The 25,940-nt window shown below is 66.0% G+C and carries 33 protein-coding genes and 1 pseudogene; 23 read left to right on the forward strand and 11 right to left on the reverse strand.

The features are described from left to right. Window positions 1-31: 31 nt before the first annotated feature. The 5 genes from A6W98_RS14410 (at window position 32) to A6W98_RS14425 (ending at window position 5,465) form a co-directional block, all read left to right on the forward strand. The gene (locus tag A6W98_RS14410) at window positions 32-649 is read left to right on the forward strand and encodes a glutathione S-transferase family protein (RefSeq protein WP_042462542.1); all 618 of its coding nucleotides are present in this window, start codon (window positions 32-34) and stop codon (window positions 647-649) included. Window positions 650-1,039: 390 nt separating this feature from the next. Next, on the forward strand, window positions 1,040-1,357 hold the full coding sequence (locus tag A6W98_RS21185; RefSeq protein ID WP_155734821.1) for a hypothetical protein: 318 nt from the start codon (window positions 1,040-1,042) through the stop codon (window positions 1,355-1,357). Further along, window positions 1,354-3,978, forward strand: a complete 2,625-nt coding sequence (locus A6W98_RS14415) for a pentatricopeptide repeat-containing protein (protein WP_063490932.1) — start codon at window positions 1,354-1,356, stop codon at window positions 3,976-3,978. The genes A6W98_RS21185 and A6W98_RS14415 overlap by 4 nt, the downstream gene beginning before the upstream one ends. Before the next feature lie 483 nt (window positions 3,979-4,461). After that, window positions 4,462-5,052: a biotin transporter BioY gene (locus tag A6W98_RS14420; protein WP_042462550.1), complete on the forward strand. Its 591-nt coding sequence runs from the start codon at window positions 4,462-4,464 to the stop codon at window positions 5,050-5,052. Further along, on the forward strand, window positions 5,049-5,465 hold the full coding sequence (locus A6W98_RS14425; protein ID WP_042462552.1) for a DUF1284 domain-containing protein: 417 nt from the start codon (window positions 5,049-5,051) through the stop codon (window positions 5,463-5,465). The genes A6W98_RS14420 and A6W98_RS14425 overlap by 4 nt, the downstream gene beginning before the upstream one ends. A gap of 370 nt (window positions 5,466-5,835) precedes the next feature. On the opposite strand, the gene A6W98_RS14430 is transcribed toward A6W98_RS14425, so the two are convergent. After that, window positions 5,836-6,591, reverse strand: a complete 756-nt coding sequence (locus tag A6W98_RS14430; protein WP_042462554.1) for an SDR family NAD(P)-dependent oxidoreductase — start codon at window positions 6,589-6,591, stop codon at window positions 5,836-5,838. A 140-nt stretch (window positions 6,592-6,731) separates the two neighbouring features. Between A6W98_RS14430 and A6W98_RS14435 the strand changes: the two genes are divergently transcribed. Next, a complete protein-coding gene (locus tag A6W98_RS14435; protein WP_042462556.1) occupies window positions 6,732-7,634 on the forward strand; it encodes an AraC family transcriptional regulator in 903 nt (300 codons plus the stop codon). A 373-nt stretch (window positions 7,635-8,007) separates the two neighbouring features. Here A6W98_RS14435 and A6W98_RS14440 read toward each other — a convergent pair whose 3' ends face one another. The 9 genes from A6W98_RS14440 to A6W98_RS21690 form a co-directional block, all read right to left on the reverse strand. Continuing rightward, the gene (locus A6W98_RS14440) at window positions 8,008-9,147 is read right to left on the reverse strand and encodes a tyrosine-type recombinase/integrase (protein ID WP_063490933.1); all 1,140 of its coding nucleotides are present in this window, start codon (window positions 9,145-9,147) and stop codon (window positions 8,008-8,010) included. A 147-nt stretch (window positions 9,148-9,294) separates the two neighbouring features. Continuing rightward, window positions 9,295-9,588, reverse strand: a complete 294-nt coding sequence (locus A6W98_RS14445) for a zinc finger-like domain-containing protein (protein WP_042462558.1) — start codon at window positions 9,586-9,588, stop codon at window positions 9,295-9,297. After that, entirely contained in the window at window positions 9,585-10,298 is a 714-nt protein-coding gene (locus tag A6W98_RS14450) for a hypothetical protein (protein ID WP_042462559.1), read from the reverse strand. Before A6W98_RS14450 ends, A6W98_RS14445 begins: the two co-directional genes overlap by 4 nt. Window positions 10,299-10,303: 5 nt before the next feature. Further along, the gene (locus A6W98_RS14455) at window positions 10,304-10,594 is read right to left on the reverse strand and encodes a hypothetical protein (RefSeq protein WP_042462562.1); all 291 of its coding nucleotides are present in this window, start codon (window positions 10,592-10,594) and stop codon (window positions 10,304-10,306) included. Window positions 10,595-10,612: 18 nt separating this feature from the next. Further along, window positions 10,613-10,873, reverse strand: coding sequence for a hypothetical protein (locus A6W98_RS14460; RefSeq protein WP_042462565.1), 261 nt, complete (start codon window positions 10,871-10,873; stop codon window positions 10,613-10,615). Beyond that, complete coding sequence (locus A6W98_RS14465) at window positions 10,870-11,097, reverse strand: hypothetical protein (protein WP_042462567.1); 228 nt, start codon at window positions 11,095-11,097, stop codon at window positions 10,870-10,872. Before A6W98_RS14465 ends, A6W98_RS14460 begins: the two co-directional genes overlap by 4 nt. Next, window positions 11,097-11,249 carry a hypothetical protein gene (locus tag A6W98_RS21190; RefSeq protein ID WP_155734823.1) on the reverse strand — a complete coding sequence of 51 codons (153 nt, stop codon included), beginning with the start codon at window positions 11,247-11,249 and terminating at the stop codon, window positions 11,097-11,099. The genes A6W98_RS14465 and A6W98_RS21190 overlap by 1 nt, the downstream gene beginning before the upstream one ends. Before the next feature lie 57 nt (window positions 11,250-11,306). Then, a complete protein-coding gene (locus tag A6W98_RS14470; RefSeq protein ID WP_042462568.1) occupies window positions 11,307-11,567 on the reverse strand; it encodes a hypothetical protein in 261 nt (86 codons plus the stop codon). A gap of 237 nt (window positions 11,568-11,804) precedes the next feature. Continuing rightward, the gene (locus A6W98_RS21690) at window positions 11,805-11,972 is read right to left on the reverse strand and encodes a hypothetical protein (RefSeq protein WP_196760187.1); all 168 of its coding nucleotides are present in this window, start codon (window positions 11,970-11,972) and stop codon (window positions 11,805-11,807) included. 548 nt (window positions 11,973-12,520) lie between these two features. On the opposite strand from A6W98_RS21690, the gene A6W98_RS14480 reads away from it, so the two are divergent. From A6W98_RS14480 to A6W98_RS14505, 8 genes and pseudogenes are all read left to right on the forward strand, one after another. Continuing rightward, the gene (locus A6W98_RS14480; protein WP_042462572.1) at window positions 12,521-12,802 is read left to right on the forward strand and encodes a hypothetical protein; all 282 of its coding nucleotides are present in this window, start codon (window positions 12,521-12,523) and stop codon (window positions 12,800-12,802) included. Next, entirely contained in the window at window positions 12,799-12,939 is a 141-nt protein-coding gene (locus tag A6W98_RS21510) for a hypothetical protein (RefSeq protein WP_168161834.1), read from the forward strand. Before A6W98_RS14480 ends, A6W98_RS21510 begins: the two co-directional genes overlap by 4 nt. Window positions 12,940-13,372: 433 nt before the next feature. Continuing rightward, window positions 13,373-13,570 (forward strand): annotated as a pseudogene (locus A6W98_RS22225) (DNA translocase FtsK); the annotation flags it as partial. Between the two features lie 138 nt (window positions 13,571-13,708). Further along, complete coding sequence (locus tag A6W98_RS22230) at window positions 13,709-13,981, forward strand: DUF2312 domain-containing protein (RefSeq protein WP_042465182.1); 273 nt, start codon at window positions 13,709-13,711, stop codon at window positions 13,979-13,981. Next, on the forward strand, window positions 13,981-14,517 hold the full coding sequence (locus tag A6W98_RS14490; protein WP_063490934.1) for a hypothetical protein: 537 nt from the start codon (window positions 13,981-13,983) through the stop codon (window positions 14,515-14,517). The genes A6W98_RS22230 and A6W98_RS14490 overlap by 1 nt, the downstream gene beginning before the upstream one ends. Before the next feature lie 36 nt (window positions 14,518-14,553). Further along, complete coding sequence (locus tag A6W98_RS14495; protein ID WP_042462576.1) at window positions 14,554-15,171, forward strand: hypothetical protein; 618 nt, start codon at window positions 14,554-14,556, stop codon at window positions 15,169-15,171. Window positions 15,172-15,429: 258 nt separating this feature from the next. After that, window positions 15,430-16,002 (forward strand): hypothetical protein, encoded by a 573-nt coding sequence (locus A6W98_RS14500; RefSeq protein WP_042462578.1) that lies wholly within the window; start codon window positions 15,430-15,432, stop codon window positions 16,000-16,002. Then, window positions 15,999-16,658, forward strand: a complete 660-nt coding sequence (locus A6W98_RS14505) for a hypothetical protein (protein WP_042462581.1) — start codon at window positions 15,999-16,001, stop codon at window positions 16,656-16,658. The genes A6W98_RS14500 and A6W98_RS14505 overlap by 4 nt, the downstream gene beginning before the upstream one ends. Before the next feature lie 71 nt (window positions 16,659-16,729). Here the strand turns inward: A6W98_RS14505 and A6W98_RS14510 are convergent, their stop codons facing one another. Beyond that, window positions 16,730-18,772: a pentapeptide repeat-containing protein gene (locus A6W98_RS14510; RefSeq protein ID WP_081251945.1), complete on the reverse strand. Its 2,043-nt coding sequence runs from the start codon at window positions 18,770-18,772 to the stop codon at window positions 16,730-16,732. Between the two features lie 206 nt (window positions 18,773-18,978). On the opposite strand from A6W98_RS14510, the gene A6W98_RS14515 reads away from it, so the two are divergent. The 9 genes from A6W98_RS14515 (at window position 18,979) to A6W98_RS14555 (ending at window position 25,727) form a co-directional block, all read left to right on the forward strand. After that, window positions 18,979-19,347 carry an HNH endonuclease signature motif containing protein gene (locus A6W98_RS14515; RefSeq protein WP_042462583.1) on the forward strand — a complete coding sequence of 123 codons (369 nt, stop codon included), beginning with the start codon at window positions 18,979-18,981 and terminating at the stop codon, window positions 19,345-19,347. A 90-nt stretch (window positions 19,348-19,437) separates the two neighbouring features. Beyond that, window positions 19,438-21,624, forward strand: coding sequence for a phage tail protein (locus A6W98_RS14520; RefSeq protein ID WP_063490935.1), 2,187 nt, complete (start codon window positions 19,438-19,440; stop codon window positions 21,622-21,624). 7 nt (window positions 21,625-21,631) lie between these two features. Next, on the forward strand, window positions 21,632-22,477 hold the full coding sequence (locus tag A6W98_RS14525; RefSeq protein ID WP_042464304.1) for a hypothetical protein: 846 nt from the start codon (window positions 21,632-21,634) through the stop codon (window positions 22,475-22,477). Window positions 22,478-22,547: 70 nt separating this feature from the next. Continuing rightward, window positions 22,548-22,835 carry a hypothetical protein gene (locus A6W98_RS14530; RefSeq protein WP_042461673.1) on the forward strand — a complete coding sequence of 96 codons (288 nt, stop codon included), beginning with the start codon at window positions 22,548-22,550 and terminating at the stop codon, window positions 22,833-22,835. 25 nt (window positions 22,836-22,860) lie between these two features. Then, window positions 22,861-23,073, forward strand: a complete 213-nt coding sequence (locus A6W98_RS14535; protein WP_042464306.1) for a DUF7940 domain-containing protein — start codon at window positions 22,861-22,863, stop codon at window positions 23,071-23,073. A 4-nt stretch (window positions 23,074-23,077) separates the two neighbouring features. Further along, window positions 23,078-23,587, forward strand: a complete 510-nt coding sequence (locus tag A6W98_RS14540) for a lysozyme (protein ID WP_042464308.1) — start codon at window positions 23,078-23,080, stop codon at window positions 23,585-23,587. Further along, entirely contained in the window at window positions 23,584-23,913 is a 330-nt protein-coding gene (locus A6W98_RS14545) for a bacteriophage spanin2 family protein (RefSeq protein ID WP_042464309.1), read from the forward strand. Before A6W98_RS14540 ends, A6W98_RS14545 begins: the two co-directional genes overlap by 4 nt. Window positions 23,914-24,282: 369 nt before the next feature. After that, window positions 24,283-25,089 carry a DNA adenine methylase gene (locus tag A6W98_RS14550; RefSeq protein WP_063490990.1) on the forward strand — a complete coding sequence of 269 codons (807 nt, stop codon included), beginning with the start codon at window positions 24,283-24,285 and terminating at the stop codon, window positions 25,087-25,089. Window positions 25,090-25,151: 62 nt separating this feature from the next. Further along, on the forward strand, window positions 25,152-25,727 hold the full coding sequence (locus A6W98_RS14555) for an HNH endonuclease family protein (RefSeq protein ID WP_081251946.1): 576 nt from the start codon (window positions 25,152-25,154) through the stop codon (window positions 25,725-25,727). Window positions 25,728-25,940: the final 213 nt, after the last annotated feature.

The following is a 25,940-nucleotide window of genomic DNA, read 5'->3' on the forward strand; positions in this document are numbered from 1 at the left end:
TATAGGCGCAAACATCAACAAGGGATAAGTCATGAAAATCTGGGGACGTGACAATTCAACCAACGTTCGCAAAGTGCTGTGGTGCGCGGAAGAGCTGGGTTTGCAATACGAGCATGTCCCCGCAGGTGGCGCTTTCGGCCTTGTGTCCACACCGGAGTTTCGTGCGCTCAACCCAAATGGACTTGTTCCCTGTCTCCAGGAGGGATCGCTGGTACTCTGGGAATCCAATGCCATCGTCCGATACCTCGCCCGGCAGTATGGTGACGGTGAGTTTGCCCCGGCGGATGCACGAACCTGGGCTGTTGCCGACAAGTGGATGGACTGGGCGTCCCTTTCATTCGCTGTCCCCTTCCGCGATCTGTTTTGGAATCTGGTTCGTTGCACGCAGGAGGCGCGCGATGAAACAGCGATGCTGCGAGGACAGAAACAGTGTGCCGATTTGATGAGAGTCGCGGACGAGGCTCTCGCCGAGAGACCATGGTTGTCTGGGGAAATCCTGGGGATCGGAGATATCCCGCTGGGCTGTATTGCCTATGCTTGGTTCAATATGCCCATCGAGCGCCCCGGCCTGCCTGCGCTTGAGTCGTGGTACGACCGCCTGTCGCAGCGCGAAGCCTATCGCAAGGCAGTTATGACAGAATTGACCTGATTTGCAGGGAGCGGCAGCTTTGTCCGCCTACCTGACGTTCGTTGCCCGCCAATGCTGCGCATAACCGCGGAGGTCCGCTTCGGGGAAGCTGCGCCGCGGCAGCCGACGGTGTCGCAAAGGTCCGCTCCGGGCCGGAAGCGACGAGTACGGTGGCGGCGGGGAGCGGACGTTCGAGGCCTTCGCCCATTATCGCGCGGGCTTCCCCGAAGCGGACCTTCGGGACGCTGTCGCCTGCAGGTGGCGGGAAGTGTGCTGAAGAGCAGTCCCGGCTTATGATCGCGAAGAAGTCCTAGGTCTTTAGAGCCCCTGGCCGTGGCCACCGAATCCGAAGGCTGGCATCGCCTTCGGCCGGACGCTTTGCGCGCGGTCAAATGGCGTGCAAGGCGGTGATTGAGAAAAAAGCGCATCTGCGGAATACTCTTTCGTATTGATTTGCGATTTTGGCACGATCCGGGGGATCTCATGAAGCTTTGCATCGAAGCCCGCGACGGGCAGCCGACCTTCGCCGCATCTGGTGCGAACGCTCGCTTTCTGGGGGGCTTGTTTTGTTCACGCTTCAACGCAAGCCAGACCAAAACAGACTATCAGATCACCGTGATGATGGCACTGCATCCGCGTATTTGGCTAAAAAACGGAGTCATGCTCGCCCGCACTGCACAACGGTTGCCCGCGCAGCTATGGTTTGCGCTGAAGAGGAGGCAGCAATGACAATTCGCGCTGGCAAATATTTCCATGCGGCGAACATTTTAGTCGCTGCAGTAGGGGCAGCCACGGGCACAGGCACCATCGCCGTGGCAGGTTCCACGATGTCTGGGGTCGGTTCATTGCTCGAGCTTGCCAAGAACTGGCCGAACAGCACTGACAGTATTGTCCGCAGTGTGGAACAGGAACTTGTAGAGGCACTTAAGGACACCCACCTGTCCGAAACACAGCGTCGGCTGGTTCCTCAAATGATCGAGGGGGCGGCGATATCGGCAGAAACAATCATGGCCTGCGCCCGCGACGCCGATACGATAACGGAACAGTTGCTGAAGGGTTGCCCGGCCGATCCCAGTCATCGGAACGCCACTGCGCAGGACGGTTTTCGTCGGGTGGTCGCACCGATAGTGCGTCGATTGCTTCTCGATCCATCAATCTGCGATACCCTGCGCCCGGCGCATGAGATGGCAACGGCGCAAATTCTGGCCTGCCTGCAGGCTAAACAGAAGCTTCAGACCTCAATGCTTGAGGAGCAGACGCAAGGCATTAGCCAGATAAGGGACATGCTGTTTTCTCTGCTGACCGACCGGGACACCACCGCAGATGTCTTGGTCGCCTTGCGTGCCATGGGAAACAGCCTTCCCTCCCTGCCCGAGATCAGCGCAAATATCGAGGCGGCATTGAAAACGGGCGATACCCTCACCGCCCGTGCGAGCTTGGATCAGGCGCTCGCCTATGCGGAAGGGCACCGCCACAAAGCGGCCACGGCAAAGGCGGAGGCTGAGCGCCAGCACAAGGATGCCGCTGATGCCGAAGCGCGGCTGATTCTGCTCGACGCGGAGTTAATTTGGAAGGCGAAGAACCGGTTGGGGGCACTGCGGCGTTTAAAGGAAGCGCATGGCGCCGCCGCCACCCCGGCCCTCCGCGACGAAATAGACGTGCTGCAAGTGCGTCGGTTCAACCTAACTATTCATCTTCAACAGAATTTCATGCAAGCCCTTGCTATTGCTCGCACCACCGGGATGCCGGAGTATGATGTAGTCACCTTCTCGACTCTCATCGCCAAGGCCCCGGATTTCGCCCAGGCCGAGGCCGTGCGGGCCGAGATGGTGGCGGCGGGTGTGAAACCGAACGAGGTCACCTTCAACACTCTCATCGCCAAGGCCCCGGATTTCGCCCAGGCCGAGGCCGTGCGGGCCGAGATGGTGGCGGCGGGTGTGAAACCGGACGAGGTCACCTTCAACACTCTCATCGCCAAGGCCCCGGATTTCGCCCAGGCCGAGGCCGTGCGGGCCGAAATGGTGGCGGCGGGTGTGAAACCGGACGAGGTCACCTTCAACACTCTCATCGCCAAGGCCCCGGATTTCGCCCAAGCCGAGGCCGTGCGGGCCGAGATGGTGGCGGCGGGTGTGAAACCGGACGAGGTCACCTTCAACACTCTCATCGCCAAGGCCCCGGATTTCGCCCAGGCCGAGGCCGTGCGGGCCGAGATGGTGGCGGCGGGTGTGAAACCGGACGAGTTCACCTTCTCGACTCTCATCGCCAAGGCCCCGGATTTCGCCCAGGCCGAGGCCGTGCGGGCCGAGATGGTGGCGGCGGGTGTGAAACCGAACGAGTTCACCTTCTCGACTCTCATCGCCAAGGCCCCGGATTTCGCCCAGGCCGAGGCCGTGCGGGCCGAGATGGTGGCGGCGGGTGTGAAACCGAACGAGGTCACCTTCAACACTCTCATCGCCAAGGCCCCGGATTTCGCCCAGGCCGAGGCCGTGCGGGCCGAGATGGTGGCGGCGGGTGTGAAACCGAACGAGGTCACCTTCAACACTCTCATCGCCAAGGCCCCGGATTTCGCCCAGGCCGAGGCCGTGCGGGCCGAGATGGTGGCGGCGGGTGTGAAACCGGACGAGTTCACCTTCTCGACTCTCATCGCCAAGGCCCCGGATTTTGCCCAGGCCGAGGCCGTGCGGGCCAAGATGGTGGCGGCGGGTGTGAAACCGGACGAGGTCACCTTCTCGACTCTCATCGCCAAGGCCCCGGATTTCGCCCAGGCCGAGGCCGTGCGGGCCGAGATGGTGGCGGCGGGTGTGAAACCGAACGAGGTCACCTTCTCGACTCTCATCGCCAAGGCCCCGGATTTCGCCCTGGCCGAGGCCGTGCGGGCCGAGATGGTGGCGGCGGGTGTGAAACCGAACGAGGTCACCTTCAACACTCTCATCGCCAAGGCCCCGAGCCATTTGGCTGCGATGAGGCTATGGCGCGACATGCTGCGCAAAGGTGTGAAACCGAACAAGCAAATCGTCACGTCGTTGATGAAGTCAGCGGCCTCGATTACTGACGCGAAGAAAATTGCGGGAGATTTCAGGCGGATGGGAGGGCAGATGGACGTACAGATGTTTGGTTGCCTTATGGTGAAGACGAGAGACTTCCGCTACCTCAAGCCGATCTTGGATGGATTGTGCAAGAATGGGCCGCAGCCGGACCTTCTGATCTGGCAGCACGTGATCTTGAACGCCCCTGACAGGGCGACGCGGTTGCGCCTTCTGAATGATATGCGCAAGGCCGGTTGGGAACCGGACGAACGGATGTGGCAGCAGTTGGCTCGTCGTAATGTCTTTGCAACAGATCTGAATTGAAACGTTTCTAATCAGCTGCATTGCGCCGGAGGGATGAAGCCGCTCCGCTGAAGGGCTTCTGACGCTGCGCGCGGCACGAATGTCTGGGGAGGGCTGGTCTACGACATCTGTCGGATTTCCGCGCGACCCCACGCCGCATGGTTACGTCGGATGCCCGGCTTCGCAGGCGCAGCGAATGGTAGCTCTGACGGGCCGCGCCGCGGCATACCGATGTCAAGGCAAGGGCGGCTGAGGGCCGTTTGCGTCGCTGGTTGAGAGCTTTTCCATTGATCAAGCGGATGTCCGCTTCCGCGATTCGTCAAGCATCGACGCCATGGGGCGTCGAACGGCCGCTATCGGCAGCGAGCGCCCGAGCGGGCGGCCCGAGGCGCCCCGGCGCCCTGCTGCGCCGCCGCAGGTCCGCTCCGAGCCCTTTCTCGACCTTCGGGGCTGGGTAAACTATCAGGAAGCAAACGTTGTTTGTAATCAAAAAGGAAAGTTCGCATGACCGCGTCGACCACCGCCCCTGCCGGGGCCGCTCTTAATCCGCTCGGCCTGCAAAACCGCCCCCTCGCTTGGAAGATCGGCGCTGTTATCCTTGGCACGGTATTGCTAGCTGCCTCGTCCTATATCGAGGTTCCCATGTTCCCCGTCCCGGTAACCTTGCAGACCTTCGCGGTCGCGCTGGTCGGCGCGCTCTATGGCTGGCGGCTCGGCGGCATTACGATTTCGGCGTGGTTGATCGAAGGCGCGTCGGGTTTGCCGGTCCTGGCCGGTGGGGCTGCAGGGGCGCATCACTTCGTCGGACCGACAGCGGGCTACCTCTTCGCCTTCCCCGTGGCGGGCATGATCATGGGTTGGCTCGCCGAACGCGGTTGGACTGGGCAGCGCGTCGGCCTGGCCTTCGTTGCCATGCTGACCGCCAATCTCGTCTGTCTCACCGTGGGTGCGGCTTGGCTGACGACCCTTGTGGGTGCCGAACAGGCCATCGTGGCCGGTGTGATGCCGTTCCTACTCGGCGCGGTGCTGAAATCCGCGCTCGGGGCAATGGTGCTCAAGCTGATCTGCGGCCGGATGACCCGCAAGGGCGGATGACCGTTCGGCTGCGCCCCCATCATCTCCTTTGCATCCTCACGCACGTAGGCGAGGGATATTCCCCTGCCTTCACGGCGAACCTTGCGGTGATCATCGGCCGGATCGGTGCGGGAGAAGATGTGGTGATCGTCGATGGCCCTGACGAGATCTGCGCCCCGCTGCTCGACGGGTCGGAACCGCATTGCCATCGAAAGAGTGTGGTCGCCCGGGACCGGGCGGCCGCTGACGACATTGGGGAGCTTCTAGCGCTCCCGTTGGAACCGGGGACGCGGCTGAGCCTGGACGAAGCAGTCATCCAACGCTTTCGCCGGGAATTCGCGGCCGGTCGCATAAGATCAGCCTGCGGCGGATGCGATTGGAACCCCCTCTGCAGCTCGGTTGCCGAAGGGGGATATCCTGGAGCTTTCCTCTGATAGAGGGCCTGTACGCCGCGATTGACGAACAGCTTTTCGTTGCATTGCCAGCGACTACGCAAAAGCTGCGGCAATGGCAGTTTGGTCCCGCTCTCCGGACCTTGGCGGCTCCAAGGCATGCTGCAACCGCGATGAACGGCCGCTTCCATGATCCGCGGGCGGCGCGGGGTTGAGGTGTCGAACGGCCGCTATCGGCAGCGAGCGCCCGAGCGAGCGGCCCGAGGGGCTCCAGCTCCATGCTGCGCCGCCGCAGGTCCGCTCCGAGCCCAAAGGGGGCGAGGCGAGGCGAGGCCCGTCACGCTCCAGTCTCGCAACATAGATCGGCCAGTGAAATGACGCGCCGAGGGAACCGGCGCGTCATGCAGGGTGATCAGATCGTCTGGCCGCCCGAGACCTCGATGCGCTGTGCGGTGACCCAGCGGTTATCTTCGCGCAGAAGGTTGGCGATCATCGGACCGATGTCGTCCGGCAGCCCGACGCGGCCGAGCGCCGTCATCCCCGCGAACTGAGCGTTCATCTCGGGGTTGTCGCGGACCAGTCCGCCGCCGAAATCGGTTTCGATGGCGCCTGGCGCGACCGTGTTCACCGCGATGCCACGCGCTCCGAATTCCCGCGCCATGTAAACCGTGAGCATCTCGACCGCCGCCTTTGCCGCCGAATAGGCCGCGAAGCCGGGGAAGGAGATCCGTGTCAGGCCGGACGAAAAATTCACGATCCGCCCGCCGTCGGCCAGGAGCGGCAGAAGGGCTTGAGCGAGGAAGAAGACGCCCTTCACATGGACTGCGAACAGGCCATCGAACTGCGCTTCGGTGGTCTCCTCGATCAGGGCGAATTCGCCATGCCCGGCATTGTTGACGAGATGATCGAAGCCGTCGCGACCCCAGATTTTGCGCAACTCCGAGCGCAGGCTCTCGACGAAGGCTGGAAAACTTGCGGTGTCGGCAACGTCGAGGGGCAGCGCCACGGCCTGGCGCCCCATCTCGCGGATGAGGGTCACGACCTCCTGTGCTTGCCCGGCATTCGAGCGATAGGTGGCGATGACGTCGCCGCCGCTTTTGGCGATGGCGAGAGCGGTGTTGCGACCGAGGCCGCGATTGGCGCCGGTGACGAGAGCGATCTTGCTCATGGGAGTGTCCTTTCAGGGTGTCATGGTGTCACTCTGAAATAAAAGAGCGCCGGCGCTTGTAGTTGCCTGAATCTCGCCATGACTTGCCTGTTTCCATTCACCCCTTCCCCGACAGGCCGATTCCGGCCATAATATATCGCATGACCATTGCCCAAAGCAGTTTCCCCCTTGCTCAGTTGCTCGTCCATTGCCGCCGGTTCGCCGACGCCAATGCCGGGCCAGACGGTTCGGCGCCGACCCCGGCCCGGGGCCTCACCTTAGTGCGTGCCCTGCACCCGGGAGAGCTGATGGTTGCCGTCCAGAAGCCCGTGATCGCTATGCTGCTGCAGGGACGGAAGCGCGTGACCACGCTGGGCGCGAGCTTCGAATACGCGCCGGGGCAGGCGATGGTCGTCGCGGCGGACATCCCGACAGTCAGCCGGATTACCCACGCCAGTATCGCGGCACCCTACTATGCGCTCGTCCTCGAACTCGATCCCGTGATCCTGCGTGCGTTGCGTCCGGCTGTCTCCTTGCGATCGGGTGAAGCGCCGCCAGTGAGGGTGGAGCCGATTGACACAGAGGTCATCGATGCCGCCCTTCGCCTTGCGCGTCTGCTGGATCGGCCCGAGGCACTGCCAGTGCTTGCCGACGGCCTGCTGCGCGAGCTGCACTACTGGCTTCTCATGGGGATTCACGGCCCGGCCATCGCTGCGCTCGGGGTGCCGGACAGCCACGCGGGACGGATCGCGCGCGCGGTCGATATCCTGCGGCGGGAGTACGCCCGTCCGATCAGGGTCGAGGAACTCGCGGAGGCCGCCGCAATGAGTGAGCCCGCGTTCCACAAGCACTTCCGCGCCATCACGACCCTGTCGCCGCTCCAATTCCAGAAACAGCTTCGCCTGATTGAAGCGAGGCGGCTCATGCTGTCAGAGGGCGCGAAGATCGCACAGGCCGCCCACACGGTCGGTTACGCCAGCGTGACGCAGTTCACTCGGGAATACGGCCGTCTTTTCGATGCACCTCCTGGGAGGGACATACGCATCGCGAATACCGTCGCCTGAGTGCTCGGCATGCACTTCTGCGGATAGACCAGCGTCAGCTTCGTCCCGCTCTCCGGACCTTGGCGGCCTGAGTGCATACTTGTCCATCGTTCCGCCCAATCATCGCGCCGAACCTCTTCCTACGTCTACTTTGGAAAGCTCCGGTGCGGTTTCGGTGCGGTTTGCGTCAAATGACACGGCGCGAAATGGATACAAATAAAGAACATTTGAGGAATTTAACACGAATATTCGCGCTCCCCCTGCCCTCCGAAGGCAGAGGCCAAAGGTTCGAATCCTTTCGGGTGCACCAAATAAATCAGATACTTACAGAAGTTTCGCGGCGCTGTCCGTTTCGAGAAGTCCCGCTCCAGTCCCAGACAGGGGGTTTCGGGCCTCATTTCCTGCGGTCCATCGCCTCGACGGCACTCCTCTGGTGGTCGGGGCTGTGATGCCAGTAGACGCGCTCGATGGTTTCCAGAGATGTCGAAAAGTATGAGGCAACGTCAGGAAGAAACGCGCCGCGCTGCACCGCCCAGGTGATCGCCGTGTGCTTCAGGACATGCGGCGTGATGTATTTCCGGCCACCCTTTCCGTCGGGCATGGTGAGATCGATCTCGATCCCCTGCCCGGCCGCCAGTTCCTCGGCCAGCCGAACCGCCCGCGCCCAGCCCTTCCGGATGTCGCCAACCCTGTATCCGTCGCAGTCCTGGACCACGAATCGTCGCCCGTTCGCGGCCTGGCGCCGGAGATGCGCGAGATAGCGCGGCGGCAGCCGGGCGGGACGCTGCCGCTTCTTCGTCTCGGCCTTGCCCATCGGCTTGCGGTAGAGGATGCCGCGGACGGTGTCGACATGGCCGCCGGAAACGCTGGGCGTGTCGATATGCATGCCGAGGATCGTGTCCTTCCGGCTGCCCGTATAGAGGCCGTGCAGGATGAAATCGGCAAGATGGCGTCCATCTCTGCGGAGATTGCGTGCGGCGCGGATCAGCCAGGCGGCCTCCTGGCGGGTCAGGAACCTCTCGACCGGATCAGGCCGGGGCGGCAACGTGACCTTGGGCGCGGTGATCAGATAGCCTTCGCCATGGCAGTGATTGATGGCCGCCTGCAGGACGTTCAGCTCGCGGCGGATCGTGCCGGGACTGACGGGAGCGGTGCGTCCATCGCGGAACCTGCGCTGGCGGGTTGCCGCATAGCGGCGGCACATCGCGCCGGTGACCGAAGACACGGGCAGATCGCGCCAGAATTCATCCAGCGCCTCGATGGCGTAGCCGATACGTTCGGGCGCGGCGACGAAGGCCGCGTGCTCTTCGGCGTAGATGGAGAGACAGAGGGAAATGCTCAGTTCGTCCGGGTTTACGGGACCGGTCGGACGGCTCTTGCGCTCGATATAGGCCGCGAGCTGAGCTTCAGCCTCTTCGCGACATCTCGTACCGGTCGAGAGACGGATCCCTCCGGCATCGCGGATCTCCCAATAAGGTTTCTGTCCTGACTTCTCTCTCCAATACAGGCGGGCACCTTCGGGACGACGCGGCATAGTTCGATCAATTCCTCCAGATCGTCGGGGTGCAGTCTGACCGCCCGCCCCATGCGGATGGTCTTTCCATGGGTGTCGGCCGCCCGCCGCAGGCTCTCTTTCGGAACCCCGAGTGCGCGCGCCGCTTCCGGGATCGACAGCAGGCGCTCAACCATCGGTCGCGCCTCTGGCCATCAACTTCCCCGTTCCCCCGCAGGCCGTACAGTCGGTCTCCGTGTAGCCGTTGTCCCAATACGGGTGCCAATAGTCGCGAATGAACCCGCTGCCCCGGCAGGTGGGGCAGTTCTGCGGGGCTGCCGGGGCGGCGTCGGCGCCTTCCAGTCTGGCAACACGGGTGCGGAGCTCCTCGAGCGCGGCGGTCAGCCCCGCCAGCTCGTCGCAATTGTGCCGGGCAAGGCTCTCGATCTCCTCGATCCGGTCGGGTGCAGTCTCGGCCATCATGCGGCCTCCTTTCTTGCGTTTTCGCCCCATTGGTCCGCCGCAGCAGCGGCGAGGCCTTCGAAGGTGCGGGATCTGATCTTCCAGCGGTCGGGTCCGGGCGGGGCCCGGTGGACCGCGCTCCAGCGCTTGTGCGCCTCGGTGCCGGGCGCGGGCGGGGTCAGGCGGTTGGTGGCGCTCAGCGGCGCGAGGCCGCGCAGGTAAAGCCCCGTGGCCTTGAAGACCGGCTCGCCGAACCACCAGGGCTGCACGATCTGCGGCTTCGGCAGATCGGCCGGTAGCCGCGCGCGCCCGTGCCGGTGCATCACCGGGTTCTCGACCGCCACACGCGGGATCGGGGCACGCCAACAGGCCGAAAACAGCGCGGCGCCCTCGTCGAGCAGCCGCAACATGATGGCGCGGCGGGTGTCCTCGGACAGATCCGGCCAGGCGGTGCGTTCGTCCGGGCGTGCCTCGGCCGGGGCGTTGGTCGGCGGCACATGCAGCCAGCGGACGCCCGAATTGCAGAGCCGCGTGCAGGGCGGATGCATGACGGCGAGCAGATCCCAGCCGAAGTGAAGCACGTCGCGGATATCGCAGATCATGTGGCGGTTGGTGGCATCCTCGGCCGGAAGCAGGTCGCAGGACCAGACATCGTGCCCGCGCGCGGCGAAGGCCCGGCGCATCACGCCCGAGGTCTCGCAGCCGATCAGGATCCGGAGGGGATGCGACATTCGCCTCAAGCCCAGGTGAAGCGCGCTCGCCGCGCGGGCTTGGGCTTGGTCTCGCGCGGGCGGGGGTGGATCGAGACGTACCGAACCTCGCTCATGTTGATCGCCCCCATCGGGAGGAAGACCCAGCCCACGGGCCCGGTTTCGCATTCGCGCTTGTTCAGCTCTTCCAGAGCGCCAAAGACGGTCGACTTCGCGGCAATCCATTCGACGGTATCGCCGCCCTTGATCGAGAATTTCAGGATCCATTCCGGTTCGGCGTCACGGGCTATGTCCCGGGCGATGGTTTCATCAGCCATGGCGATATCCTTGTGAACTCAGTCGAAGGGACAAAGGCGGGTGGCCGCCTCCATCCAGTTTTGGGCGGCCTCAGCCTCGTCGCGGCCGGTGGCGGTCAGCCCGAAGAGCTGGATCTCGTAGAACGCCACCCGGCCCGGGAGCGCCGGGATCTCGATCCCGTGGCGACGGAGCGCGCCGCGGATCGCGGCGAGGCGGACCTCGGGCGATGCGCCACGCCATTCGACAACGAACTCGGCCAGTGCGTCGGGCGGCGGGGCGATGGCGTCCATGATGCTCATGCGGCACCGCCTGCCCGGGCTTGCGCGGCCAGGGCGCCGAGGGTGACGGCCCGGCCCTGCAGCCGCTCGGCGCGGGCGAAAGCGGCGCGGGCGAGCAGCGGCTTGCCGTCCCGCGCGTTCGATTTGGCGGCAACGCGGGCAGTGTTGGCCTCGATACGGGCGGCGGCGGCCTCGGCCGCGAGCCGGTCGGCGATCTGCGGGGCGATGGTGAGGATCGCGGCCATCAGAGGCTGGCCTTCGCGATCCGGGCCAGCATGAGCCCGCCCCCGGCCGAGCCGATGAAAGCAAGGCCGATGAACAGGCCGAGCAGCGCATCGCGCCAGGTGCCGAAGCCGTAAGTTGCAGGAAGCTCGGGGATTTTGGGGATGCGGGGCATGGTGTCCTCCGGGTCTGGGCATGGGATGCCCGCCCGCGCGGGGCGGGGCACCGATGCTCAGGTGTCGGAGCTTTCGCCGCCCTCGCCTTCGCCCTCGCCGGACGCGGCGGGGTCGCGGTCATTGCCGGTGGGGGCGGTGTAATAGACGCAGCCCGGCGCGTTGCTGCGCTGGAAGGCATTGGTGCCCTGGATCGGGGCGAAGCAATCCGGGGCGGAGGCAGGCGACACGGCGGTCGCCTGGTCTTCCGTGGTGTCGGTCGCGGCAAGCACGGGCGCGGCCAGCAGGGCCAGTACGGCGGTGGTCAGGATGGTCTTCATAGGTCTCCCCTTTTGCGGTTGCAGTAAGAGCAACGTGCATCCGCCAAAGAGGATAGTCAACACACCATGTCCGCGTTAGAGGATATTACGCGGTGAGAGCACCGTCCGAATCTGTCATTCGGTGACGAACGTGGTGAACGCGCGATCCCTATCGGAGACAGAATATGCTTGTTGATGAGTACCTGAGGCGCCTGAGAGGCCTGACCAAGGCGAAAAAGCTCGAAATCCTGGCGGAGATCAGGAGGATGATTTTGCGCGAATGATCTGATAGATGCCCTGTCTTATTTCAGGGTACTCACGAAGCGCGCGGAGGATTTCGAAATCCTCATCAGACACATCAAGGCCATACAGTATATAGATAAGACTGACAGGGATCGCGTCGCAAACCGCCGCCAGGTTGTCCATGGTCGGCTCCTTGCCATCCGATAGGATCGAATGGACGTAACCCGGGCCGTTCCCCGAGGCCAAGGAAACGGCCCGCATCGACTTTCCGGCGTCTTGAATGGCGACGCGAAGCCTCTCGCGCCAACTAGTGTCCAACATTCGACAAATATCCGCTGGAGAGGAGCACAACGCACGTCCTTTATCGCGGATGCTTGACACATCCTCTTTAGCGGATATTGTGGCGGCATGATTAAGCACTCTGCACTCCTGTCCGACATCGACTCATTCCTCGAAAATACAGGTATGGGCGCGAGTTATTTCGGAAAGCGGGCTGTCGGGAACTCCGAGCTTGTTTCTCGGCTCAGGTGCGGGGGGCGTGTCTGGCCGGAAACGGAACGGAAGATCAGATCTTTCATGGCCGACAGCGGTGCAATCCACCCCGCCTCCCCTCAGTCAAAAAGCGGTGGTCTAGCTCCTGATACGGAGGATTCGGCCTGATGCCCTCCACACCCTCTCCCGTCCTCTTTTCAGCAATGACCGACCCATGCGGTCATATTGGAGGAAGTCATATGCAAAAGTCCTTCCAGAAGTTCCGCGACCCGCAGGAGCGGGAGCGGAAATGGTTCGCCTCGCTGCTTTGGCGGTCATTCCCCGAGGCGACGAGCGAGGCCCAGCTGGCCGACCTTGTGGCCGAGGCGCTGAACACGGCGCAGCGGCCTGTGAACCCGCGCACGGTGCGGAACTGGCTGCGTTCCGAGAACGCGCCGGGGCTGCATTACGTCGTGGCGGTGCTGGCGCTTGCGGGCGCCGAGACAGTCTTCGAACTCTTCGACCCGGAGCAAACGGCATGACACTGGCAATTCGGATCTACTGGCGTATCGCCGGACGCTTCAACCAGGTGCGCGCGGGCAGAGCCCGCGCCGCCGCCCGCGTCTTCGAGGCGCGGGCCGAAAAGTTTTTGGCACGGTTCAAGGGGGGCTCGCGATGACGGCGCGGCAGGGGTCTTTCGGCGAGCGCACCCAACCGCCCCCTGCGCGCGTCGCCCTCAAGACCCCCGACGCCACACCTTCACCGGAACAGGAGGTTTTCCATGTTCACCGCCATGCTTGTGGCCCAGGTCGTGCTGAACATCGCCCTTGCAGCTGGGGTCATTCTTCTTCTGCGTTGCGTGCGATCTCTTCGGAAAGAGCTGCCAAATCTGACGCAAGCTGCCGTAAAGCGCGCCGCGCGATTGTCGCGAGCGACACGGTAGCGAGCCCCCGCGTTTTCTTGACCTATACCGCCATTCGGGGCCGTCGTCCCGTCTCCGCCGCCCGGCCGGACGCCGGGCCCCTCCCTGACGACTGGCCGGGCAGCACGTCTTTTCCCCTCGGGCTGCCCGGCCCCTTTGGGGGGAATGCGGCATGAGCGTCGGGGCAGAAATGTTGAAAGATCCGGGCGCGGCAGAGCTGGCGGTCGACCCGCTGACGGTTCGGGCGGCGCAGCACATCGTCGAGTCGCGCAAGGCGTCGGTGTCGAACCTGCAAGCCGTGTTGCGCATCGGGTTCAGCCGGGCGGCGGGGTTGATGGAGGCGCTGGAGGCCGAGGGCATCGTCACGGCTGCCGATCATGTCGGTCGCCGCGAAGTGGCCGCCGATGTCCTGCCGCCCTCCCTGGCAGTGCTGGCAGACGGCCCGACCGTTTCGCTCACCGGCCCGAACGGGGCGACGACCGGGCCGATCCCGCTCGATACCTTCACCGCCCCGCCGCGGCCGCCGATGAAGGAAACCGCCGAGGACGAGGCGGTGCGCAACCGGACTTACCGGGTCGTAGCCGACGAGTTGCGCGGTTTCATCGAGCGCTTCGAGACCCTGGCCGAGGAAAAGGCCGCCATCGGCGATCAGCAGAAGGCCGTCATGGCCGAGGCCAAGGCCCGCGGCTACGACACCAAGGCGCTGCGTCGGCTCATCGCGCTGCGCAAGCGGCATGCCGATGACATCGCCGAGGAAGAGGCGGTGCTGCAGCTCTATCGCGAGGCCCTGGGGATGTGATGGCCACGCGGGTTCACACCGATCTGACGATCCGCGGCACGACCTATCCGGATGCGGCCAGCGCCGCCCGCGCGCTGGGGGTGACGCCCGAGGCGATCCGCTCGGCCGCGCGCAAGGGGCGGCTCGACCGGGTGGGCACGGGCCGCAAGGGGCTCGCGCCGATGCCGGTGCGGATCCGGGGCGAGGTCTTCACTGACGCCCATGCCGCCGCCGCCCGCTTCGGGGTGACGCCGCAGGCGGTCTGGCGGGCACTGGCCGATGGCGATCCCGACCGGATCGGCCGACCGCAGCGCCGCCCCGGCCGCGCCCCGAAACCCTTCGAGATCGGGGGCTTGCGCTTTGCCTCGCAGCGCAAGGCGAGCCGCGCGCTGGGGTTCTCGGACGATTATCTCTCCCATGCCCTGACCCGGGGCGGCCGCGCCGCCCGGGAACGCATTCTGGCCGCCGCGATGGCGCTGAGCGCCCGGCAGGCCCGCAAATCGTCACCGAACGGGCCTGCGCGCCCGGAACCGATGGAGGAGCTTCATCATGGATAGCACGGACCTGACGCGCCCGGACCGGGTGCCCGCGTGATGGCCGCGCCTCGCCACCTGGCCCCGGTCGAGACCGGCGGGCTGCCGGACTACCCGATCTCCAGCGAGGACCGGCTCGATTCCCATTTCTTCGTGCAGTGGAACCTCAAGCGCTGGCGCAAGAGCGAGTTCCGCCAGCTGGCCGAGCCCGAGGTCGGCTGGTACGGCTTCCTGCTGATCTGCGAGGCCCATGACGAGACCCCGGTGGGCACGCTGCCGACCGACGAGCGGCTGCTGGCCAAGGCGCTGGGGATCACGGTCGACCGCTGGCACCAGCTTTGCGAGCGCGAGATGACGCCGCTGCATGGCTGGTCGCGGGTGCGCTGCGACAATGGCGAGATCCGGCTGGCGCATCCGGTGGTGACCGAGGTCGCGGTCGAGGCGCTGGCCAGCAGCCGCCGCAACCGCGCCGAGGCCGAACAGCGCCGCCGCAACAAGCGGCTCAAGGATCTGCGCGAGATGATCGAAAAGCGGATCGGGGCCGGGCAGCTTCTGCGCGCGCCGCAATTCCTCGACCGCTTCGATGACTGGCTGGCCGAGCGCTATCCCGAGACCCAGCGCCGCGAGGGCTTCATCCGCCGGGCGCTCGACGAGTTCAGCGCGGAGATGGCCCGATGAACCGGCCAGGGTCGATCCGTGACATTCCGTTACCGTCACAGAATATTCCGGAACAATCACGGAAAATCACGGAACCGACCGGGAAAGTCACGGAACATTCCGTGTTTCCGCCGGGCCGTCCCCTTTTTTTGCGCCGTTTCCGTCACCGCTGAAAGGAGAGGAAACGAGAAGAGACGAGAAGAGACACCCCGGTCGCGCCGCCCCGGACGGGGGCGCGCGGCAGGCAGGCGGGGCGAGGCTGAGAAGAAGGGAGCCGAGATGGATGCGAGGGAACAGGCCGAGGGCGAGAAGCGGGTGCGGGATCTGCTGGTCGAGCCCCTGCTGCGGCGGGGGCTGGTGAAGCCCGGGGCGATGACCAAGGCGCAGTTCGAGGAGATGCTGGCGGATCTGGCCAAGCGGCTGGCCTATATGAGCGCGCCGAACCTGGCCGCGCTCGAGGAGATGGCGGCGGCCCAGCCCGGCGGCAAGGACCGCGACCGCTTCCCGATCGCCAATGCGATCCTGAAGGCGGCGGCGCAGATCCAGCCGCCCGCCGACGATGCCTCGCCGCTGATCCGGGCGGTCTTCGCCCATGCGGTGGGGCGGCAGGCGCTGGCCGAGGGCTGGGCGCCGGAACTCCTGGACGATCTGCGCCACAACCGCCGCTGGCCGCGCAGCTATGCGCTGGGGCAGATCCGCCAGGCGGCGGGCGAGGCGCTGCGCCGCCACGCGCATCTGGCGGGCGCCGGTCCCGGGCAGCTCTCCCCGGCCGAGGCCGCCTGGCTGCGGGACCGCGAGGCGCGCCTCGCCCACTGCCGCAGCATCGCCGATCTCGCGGGGGCCTCGGCATGACGGCCGCGCTCCGCTCCCCGGTGCGGCCTGCACCGCGCATCCGCCGGGCGATGCCGGTTCGCGAGGCTCTGGAATGGGCCTTCGGCACCGAATGCGCCCGGCTCGACCATGACGAGATCGAGGCGGTCGGCGGCACCGGCTGGCGCCCCTTCGGCATGGAATACGTGGCCCTCGAACGCGCCCAGCTGGGCACGCGCGTCGATACCAGCCGCGGCCGGTCCCGCCCGCATGACGATGCCGAGCTGATCGCAACCGTGGTTCGGAACGTGCTGCCCTGGTACGCCGCGACCCTCGTCGCCGATCTCGCCCGCGCGGGCCGTACCCCTGACTGGATGCCCGATGCCCGCCCGCGGCTTCGCCCGGTCGAATGGCAGCAGAACCAGCACCGCGCCTATGGCCGGGCCTGCGACAGCGCCGAGCTTCCGGACGGCTGGCAGCCGATCCCCCGCTGCAACCGCAAGGGCGTGATCGTCCAGGACCGCGCCCGCTACACCCCCTGCGTCTGGGAACCGTCCCCGGCCCGGATCGCGGCAGCGCGCCGGGCCTATCTGGACTGGTGGGGCTACCTGTTGGAGGTGCAGGCGGCGCTCGCGGCCGCCGATCTCGCGCGGATCCGCATTACCCGCGACATGCCGCCCATGACGCCGTGGCGGTGAGGCTCAAGTGTTCTTACCCTTCTAACGAGGTGCCCCGCTTCCGGAAAGCACGAAGCTCAAACGTCAACGCGTTACTGAGATGTGTCGGAAATGGAGCCGGTTTTCCAAGTGCAACCATCCGGAGGCGGGATCGCAGCAACGTCCGACAAACCCGCCGGTGATACCCACGGCCAGTAAGTTTTACCTTTTCCGGAAGCCTCGACCCACCCCCGCCAACGACCGAAAAACTCTTCGTCGTTCAACACATCCGCGTGCCACTGGCATGGATCGCCCATTTGCTTTCGGAAGCCGTCGGTTATCTGCACACTTCCGTCAAGAAACACGTTTCTGAAATCAGTCTTTTCATTGAAGGTGACGCTTCTGAAATCGGCGAACCTGAGAGCGCCGCCATCATTTGTGACCGCTCTCAGGTTCGCCGACTGGATTATTAAGGGTTCGAACCGCACACCTGTCGAGAAACTCATACTGAGGTCCGCCCCTTCCATCTGCACCCCAAAGAGGTTCGCCCCCTCCATCTGCGCCCCAAAGAGGTCCGCCCCCTTCATCTGCGCCTCGAAGAAGTTCGCCCCCTCCATCTGTGCCCTGCGGAGGTTCGCCCCCTCCATCTGCGCCCCGCTGAGGTTCGCCCCCTTCATCTGCGCCCCGCTGAGGTCCGCCCCCTCCATCTGTGCCCTGCGGAGGTACGCCCCCTCCATCTGCGCCCCGCCGAGGTCCGCTCCCTCCATCTGCGCCTCGAAGAAGTTCGCCCCCTCCATCTGCGCCCTGCGGAAGTTCGCCCCCTCCATCTGCGCCCCGCGGAGGTTCGCCCCCTCCATCCGCGCCCCGCGGAGGTTCGCCCCCTCCATCCGCGTTCCGCTGAGGTCCGCCCTCTCCAGCTGCGCTCCCCTGAGGTTCGCCCCCTCCATCCGCGCTCCGCTGAGGTCCGCCCTCTCCAGCTGCGACCATCTGAGGTTCACCCCCTCCATCTGCGACCATCTGAGATCCGCCCCTTCCATCTGGGCCCATCTGAGGTCCGCCTCCTCCATATGTGTCCATCTGAGCTCCGCTCCCGCCAAGAACGTGCCAGCCAACTGCGCTCCTCTGAAATCCGGTTTCTGTTGGCCGGGCTGGTGCCATTGAGGTTTGCGTAGATCCGAAAGCGCGGCCTCTCTGCGTCGTCGAAACTCTCTCTCAAACAGGTCTCGGTGATTTTTCGAAAGCCCGCTCCGAAGGCAATCAGTACCTTCGCGCTGACACCAATCCGCGAAGAAATCAGCTTTTGCGATGTCTCTAGGGAGCCATCCGGGAGGCTTCTCCACGATCGCAAGGCCAGTCATATCTATCGGGGCGAGCAGCCGGATTAGCGGCGCCCACCCGTCAACCAACCACCCCGTACGCAGAAAACTAGCGAAAAAGGCGATGAGGCCGACGCCGATCAGCGTGCGTGGCGCAAATAACCATCTGTGCCAAGCATGCTCTTCTGCACTCATTTTCTCGAAAAGGCACTTCAGGCTCGACAACCCAGCCCCAGCCGCAGCCAACAGAGCCATACAGGCAATTGCCGTCAGCCAGAACGTGCGAGCAGGCATGGACATCCACCAGAGAAAGCCCAGCACGATCAGACCGAAGCCCCATGTCAACGCCAGGTTCAGGACGGTCGCCGGTCTGTCCAGCGCACGCGGCGTACAGCATTCATCAGCCCGCCATCTGTTTCGAAGATGCAGCGCCGCATCGGTAACCAGCCAAGGCATGACGGCATCGACGAGAGGTTGGTCTCCGATCCTGTTATCTGCCGCCCCCAAGGCATCCCATAGCCTGATGAGATGCAGGTGAAAGTAGATGTAGAAAGCCGCTGTCAGGATCGGAGCCGCAACAAAGAAGTACCGGGTGGGGACCTGGACATCGACCAGTGGAAGCTTGGTGGTCCGGTCGATGCCATAGAAGTCTATATGCTCCACGCTCATCAGCGTGATGCCGACAAAGACGAGAAGGCCGAGAAGGACAAACCAAGTATGGCGCGCGTTTCGCGTCAGAGCATCGATCCGAGCAACCGAAGCCCCCGCTTCGGAACTCACCGGCCGAGTTTTGTTCTTAAGGGCGCTCTTGCGCGCTCTGTAAGAATCGCGTTTTCGCATACCGGGCGCTCCTAGTTGCCCGTGAGAATGCGCAGCGAGGCATCCGATCCGCGCAATCTGCGCAATATATCCATATCAGATCTGCGCCCGCCCCTAGAAACAATTTTCTTGACGAACCTCTGCCCCCGTTGACATAGTGCCGTCACCCAATTTGCGCCCGGAGCGGAGACCCCGCCCCGGGCGCTTTGCGTTTACGGGAGGTGCCGATGCCCCCAAGACTGACGGCGATGCCGCCGCGACTGGCCTCCCCTGCCCCGCGGATCGGACCGGCCCAGGGCGATGCGCGGGCGCAGGATCGCGCGCGGGAGCGGGTGAAGCCGTGGCGGGCGTGGTATCGCACGGCGCGGTGGCGCAAGCTCCGGCGCAAGATCCTCGCGCGGGCGGGCCATGTCTGCGAGCAGACCGGCGTGCCGCTCCTGGGCCGCGCGCCCGCGCCCGACAGCGCGGTGATCGACCATATCCGTCCGCACCGGGGCGATCCGGCGCTGTTCTGGGACGAAGACAACCTGCAGGCCGTGTCAAAAGCCTGGCATGACGGCGCGAAGCAACGCGCGGAACGGGCGGCGGGCGACTGAGCCCGACAGCCCCCGAGGGGGGTGGGTCAAAACTCCGGAAGTTCCGAAGTTGAAGACCGGCGCCTCTCCCAGTCGGAGATTTTTTTCCCGATGACAGACGATTTTTCCCCCGAGCCCGGGGCCGTGGATCTATTCGGCAACCCGGTCGAGCCGCTCCGCGACCGGCGGGGGCGGCCCTGCTTCCGGAAAGACAAGGCAAATCAGGACTTTGTGGCCGCGCGTCGGGCGGCGGGCTGGTCCCATGAGATGATCGCGATCGAGCTCGGCTGCGATGAGAAGACGCTGCGCAAGTATTTTTCCCGTGAGCTGCAGCACGGGCGGCTGATGGTCGAGGGCATGTGTCTCGACGTGCTGATGAAGCGGGCGCGCGAGGGCCACAACCCCGCGCTCTGCCTGCGCGATTACATGCTGACGCCGCAGCTCCGCGGCGGGCCGGGCTGGCGCCCCGGGGATCTCGACGAGGACACGATCCTCGCCCTGGCCAACCTCGCCGAGGAACAGGTGCCGCTGGCCTCGGGCAGGACCGAGGACCGCTATGCCTTCAACGGCGTGCTCGAGACCGAGGCCACCGCGGCCGCGAACCTGAACGATCTGTCCTCGTCCTGGGGCGGCTGGTGGACCTGCGAGCGCGGCCGCCTGACGGTCGGGGGCGCGGCCTGGGAGGAACCCGCCTTCACCGTCACCGAGGACATGCTGACGGGCGGCATCCAGGTCACCGCGCGCAAGCCCTTCGAGGAGCAGTTCAACACCGTGAAGGCGCAATATGCCGATCCGGAAAACGAGCATGTCGTGACCGACCTGCCGGTGCTGGACAGCACCACCTATATCGCGGCCGACAACGGCGAGCCGCTGGTGCTCGACATGGGCGAGCTGCCCGGCGAGACCGGCTTTGCCCGCGGCCAGCGGCTGATGAAGCTGGCACTGCTGAAGGGCCGCCGCCAGAAGCAGGTCACGCTGCCCTGTTCGCTTGCCGCCTGGCCCGTCCGGCTCGGCGACAATATCCGGGTCTCGCTGCCGCGCCGGGGCTGGACGGCCAAGACCTTCGAGGTCACCGGCCGCACCGTCCATATCGGCGAGGACGGGGTCCGCGTCACGCTGAGCTGCATCGAGACCGGCCCCGCGATCTTCGACTGGCGGACCTCGGAGGAGATGCCCAAGCCTGCGGGCGGTGTGCCCACCCTGCCCTCGCCGACCGCAAAACCGGTGGTCTCGGCGCCGACCATGACCGAGGAATTGTACGAGACGCGCGGCGGCGGCGGGGTCAAGACCCGGGTGCGCCTCTCGGCCACCACCGACAATCCCTTCGTCGACACCTGGCAGTTCGCCTGGCGCCCGGTCTCGGCCCCCGAGCCCACGCTGCGCGGGCTCACCGATACGCCCGAGGACATGATCAACGATGTCGCGCCCGGCACCTATGCCTTCGGCGTGCGCGGGCGGAACGCGCGCGGCATCTGGTCGGACTGGGCCTGGGCGGGCGCCGCCGCCGTGCAGGGGGAGAACGCCCCGCCGGGCGCCATCACCGGGCTTTCGGTCCAGGCCTCGGGCGGCGCGGTGGCGATGCTGCGCTGGGACCGGCATCCCTCGCTCGACGTGCGCCAGGGCGGCCGGATCGAGTTCCGCCACGCGGGAGCGCAGGCGGGCGCCAGCTGGCAGAGCTCGACCGGCATCGGCAAATCGGTCTCGGGCGGCGTCACCGAGGCGACCCTGCCGCTCAAATCCGGCACCTATCTGGCCCGCCCCTATGATGCGATGGGCACGCCCGGCCCGGTCTCGGGGATCGCGGTCCGCGCCGCCTCGATCATCCCGACCACCACCGTCGCCACCCTGGCCGAGGCCCCGGGCTTTGCCGGAACCGCCACCGGCTGCAGCGCGGCAGGCGGCGTGCTGGCGATGGCGCCGGGCGAGACCCGCGCGCGCTATGCCTTCGCGGGCCGGATCGATCTGGGCGCGGTCCAGCCGGTGCGGCTGATCTCGGATATCGAGCTGCTGATCTCGGAGGCCCGGGACCTGTTCTGGCAGCCCTCCGGCACGGCGATGTGGACGCCGCCCGATGCGCGGCTCTGGCTCGGCTCGACGGATGCCTATGGCGATGTCGATCTGCAGGTCTCGGTTACCGATGACGCCCCCGACGCCGCCCGCTGGGGGCCCTGGCAGAGCTTCGATGCCGCCGACTACTCGGGCCGGGCCTTCCGCTTCCGCGCGGTCCTGGGCGTCGAGAGCCCCGATTACACCATCGGCATCACGGGCCTGACCGTGACCGCCCTCCAGGCCGCATGAGGATGACATGACCCAAGCCACCTATCTGCTCGACACCGGCCATACCAAGGCCCAGGCCTTCGCCATGCTGCAGGGCGTGCTTTCCGCGATCCAGAGCGGCAATGCCGGGGCCACCCCGCCCGCCGAGACGGCGGCCGGCATGCTCTGGGTCGATACCGACGCCCGCGCCCTGAAGATGCGCAATGTCCCGAACAATGGCTGGATCACGCTGGGCTCCTTCGCCTCCGGCAGCTTCGTTCCGGCCGGGGTGAACCAGCTGACCGAGGCCCAGGCGAAGGATGCGTTTTCCGACATCTACGGCGCGGTGACCGGGGCGATCCTGCGCGCCGCGATCCTGGCCCACGCCCCCGACGCTGTGATCCCGGGCTGGCACCCTTTCGACATGGTCCGGCCCGGCGACGGCGCCACCGGCCTGATCTGGAGCTACGACAAGGCAGGCAGCATCCAGAACGTGGAGACGCCCGAGTTCGAGGACGGATACGAATATGCGCTGGTCTTCGAGGCCGTCGCCACCAACAAGACCACCTCCACACTGCAGATCTCGGTGCGGCCCGAGGTCACCGGCACCTGGTCGCCCTTCACGTCCTTCCCCGGGGCGGGCTTCCGCAGGGATGACGTCTGTTCCGGCATGCTGCGGCTGCCCATGCCGCGCCAGCCCCGGCTGGTCCATGGCTGCATCTGGGACGCGCCGCTGAAGGCCGGGATGGAGGATCTTGCCGTCCCGACCGGCGCCCCCGAGGCCTCGGCGCTGAGTGCCGTCCGGGTCCGCTGGGCCGAGGGCGGACGCATCAACGAGGTCTTCCGCACCGGCCGCGTCCGCCTGTTCAGGCGCCGCGAACACCTCACCGGCTGATCTGCCCTCCCATGACGAGGCCCGCCATGACCGTCACCAACACCGCGCGCGCCCATCCGCCGGAGGCCCCATGCAGGAACTGACCACGCAGATCCGGGACTGGTGGGCGGTGATGCTCTCGCTGCTCGGGCTGGCCGTCTGGTCGGTACGGCTCGAGGCCCGGGCGCGGACCAATACCGCCGCGCTCGACCGCGAGACCGCCCGGCTCGCCGAGGAGATCCGCGCCCTCGAGGCCCGCTGGCAGCGGCAGCGCGCCGAAGATCTCGCCGCCCGCCAGCGCGACCGCGAGGAGACCAACGCGCTGCTGCGCGAGCTTCGCGCCGACATCAAGACCGTCCTGCAGCGCGTCCCGCGCTGAGCTATTCCCCCGAAAGGAGCCCCAAATGCACCTCGTGCCCCACTGGCGCGCGCTGATCCGGCGCGCCTGGTCGATCCGTCTCATCCTGATCGCGGGCCTGCTCTCGGGCTGTGAGGCCGGGCTCTCGCTCGCCTCGCCCGATCTGCTGGGCATCCCGCGCGGCCTCTTTGCCGGGCTGTCGGCGCTGGTGACCGCGGCCGCCTTCGCCGCCCGGCTGATCGCCCAGAGGATGGAGTGAACCGATGCGCAGGATCCTGAAACGCGGCGCCGCCGCCACCGCCCTCGCGCTCAGCTTCGTCGGTGGCAATGAGGGCCTGAAGACAGAGGCCTATCTCGACATCGTCGGCATGCCGACCGTCTGCTTCGGCGAGACCCGGGGCGTCGCGCTCGGCGACAGCTACACGCCCGCCGAGTGCCGGGCGATGTTCGCCGGGAGGCTCGCGGAGTTCGAGGCCGGGCTCGACCGGCTGATCGCGGATCCCGTCGAGGACCTGATCCCGGCCCGGAGCTATGTGGGCATTTTGGACTGGGCCTATAATGTCGGGCTCGGCGCGGCTGCGCGCTCGACCCTGATCCGCAAGCTCAATGCGGGCGATCTGCGCGGCGCCTGCGACGAGCTTCCGCGCTGGCGCTTCGCGGGCGGCAAGGGCATTCGCGGCCTCCTGATCCGCCGCAACAAGGCCCGGCAGCTCTGTCATGAGGGGCTCGACGGCGTTCCGGCCGACGTGCCGTTTCGCTGGGACGGCGCATGAGGGCGCTCCTCGCGGCGCTGCTGCTGGCCGGATGCGGCGGGCTGCCCGTGCCGCTCGGGCCAAACGTCGCCGCCAACGTCCAGGCCGGGGCCGAAAACGTCCAGGGCCAGAAGGTCGAAAACGCGCCTTCCATCCTTCGGCCCCGCGCCCGCGAGATCCGCCAGGAGCAATCCGAGAACCGCCTCCGCGCCGACCGCGTCGAGACCGTCATCGTCAATGTCATTCCGCCCTGGATCGTGCTGGTCGCCCTGATCGGATGGATCGCCCCCTCGCCCGGCGAGATCGGGCGGCGGATCGGCGAAGCGGTCAGGGGAAGGCGATCATGAGAAATACAACCATAAGGCGAGTTATCTATAATACAGACAACCTTTGGTTAGGGTATCCGCTATAACAACGGAACTGGCCAGGCAAGGGCCCACTAAACTTATCAAAGAACTGAAACTAAATTAGACCCTCGCAGGCCCAACGCCCGCGGGGGTCGCCCCGTTCTCGCGTGCCCGCTTGGGGGTGCCACCCTTTCCTTCTCTCACGCAACTGAATTCCCCCCGCTTACGGGCGGGGGCAAGGCGGTGTTGTAGCACCGCCTCACCACGCAGCCTGCGTCAACAGATGCTGCGCCGACACCCGAGAGGGAATCTGTCGCCCGGCTCTCGCGAGAGCGGGCGGACCTAGAACAGGTTCCTGACATGAACGAAATGCGAAAAACCGTCCCCGCAACCCCCGTCGCCCCGTGGATGGGCGGCAAGAAGGCCCTCAACCGGCGGATCATCGAGCGGATCGAGGCGATCCCGCACCGCACCTATGTCGAGCCCTTCCTCGGCATGGGCGGGGTCTTCCTGCGCCGAAGCTGGCGCCCGCGTCTGGAGGTGGCGAACGACCTGAACGGCGAGATCACCAATCTCTTCCGCGTGTTGCAGCGCCATTATCCCCAGCTGATGGAGGTGATGCGCTTCCAGATCACCTCGCGCCGCGAGTTCGAGCGGCTCCGCGCCTGCGATCCGGCCACGCTGACCGATCTGGAACGTGCCGCGCGCTTCCTCTATCTGCAGCGGCTGGCCTTCGGCGGGCAGCTCCGCGGGGTTTTCGGCATATCGCCGAACAGTGGGCCTCTGTTCAGCCTGGCCAAGATCGGCCCGCTGCTCGACGCCGCTCATACCCGGCTCGACGGCGTGGTCTTCGAGAACCTGCCCTGGCAGGACGTGCTGGCCCGCTATGATGGCCCGCAGGCGCTGTTCTATCTCGATCCGCCCTATTGGGGCGGCGAGGACGATTACGGCAAGGGGCTCTTCGACCGCGACCAGTTCGCCGAGCTGGCCGAGCGCCTGGGCCGGATCGAGGGCGCCTTCCTGCTGTCGATCAACGACCGGCCCGAGATCCGCGATCTGTTCGGTGCCTTCGTGATCGAGGAGGTGCGGCTGAATTACTCGGTCTCGAAGAGCGGCGCGACCGCCGCGCGGGAGTTGATCATCGCCAATCGCGAGGTCAGGGTGGGGCTCGTATGAGTTCCCCCGGCCCGGTCGGCGTTTAACCGGATCTTGGGGGCGCCCGGTAAAAGGTCTGCCCCATGCGCCGTCTTCTGTCCCTGCTCCTGCTGAGCCTGACGCTCCTGACCTGCGCGCCGGTCGCGCAGGCGCCGCAGAGCATTGCACCGGCCCTGCCCTATGAGCGCGCAGCCTTCGGCTCGGGCTGGACCGATCCGGACGGCAACTGCCTCGATACCCGCGCCGAGCTGCTGGCGGCTCTCTCCACCGTGCCGGTGCGGCTCGCGCCCTCGGGCTGCTCGGTGCGCCACGGCCGCTGGTTCGCGCCCTATACAGGACAGGTGGTCACCGAGGCGGGCGATCTCGACATCGATCATATCGTGCCGCTGCGCTATGCATGGGCCCATGGTGCCGCCAGCTGGCCCGCCGCGAAGCGCGCCCGCTTCGCCCGCGATCCCGTCAACCTGCTGCCCGTCAGCGCCTCGGCGAACCGCTCGAAAGGCGCGCGCGGGCCGCTCGACTGGCTGCCGCCCGATCCGGGCTTCCGCTGTCAGTATGTGCTGCGGTTCAGGCGGATCGCCGCAAGCTACGGGCTTGTGCATTCGGCTGCGGAGGAGCGGCAACTGGTGGCGCTGACCGGGCGGCTGTGTGGGACATGAAGGGCGGGGAGCGGCCGTTCGATGCTTCGAGGACATGCTGCCCGCAGATCATGGAAGCGGCCGTTCATCCCGGCTGCATCATGCACTCAGGTCGCCAAGGTCGGACAGCGGACATTCCCAACCTCCGCTGCAGCTGTGACTTGGGCCTCATCGCCTGAAAGCTGAGCGCCGGTAGCATACAGTGAACGCATGCAACATCGACTAGCATCTAGT

The sequence above is a fragment of the Rhodovulum sulfidophilum DSM 1374 genome, from assembly GCF_001633165.1.
GTDB lineage: Bacteria > Pseudomonadota > Alphaproteobacteria > Rhodobacterales > Rhodobacteraceae > Rhodovulum > Rhodovulum sulfidophilum.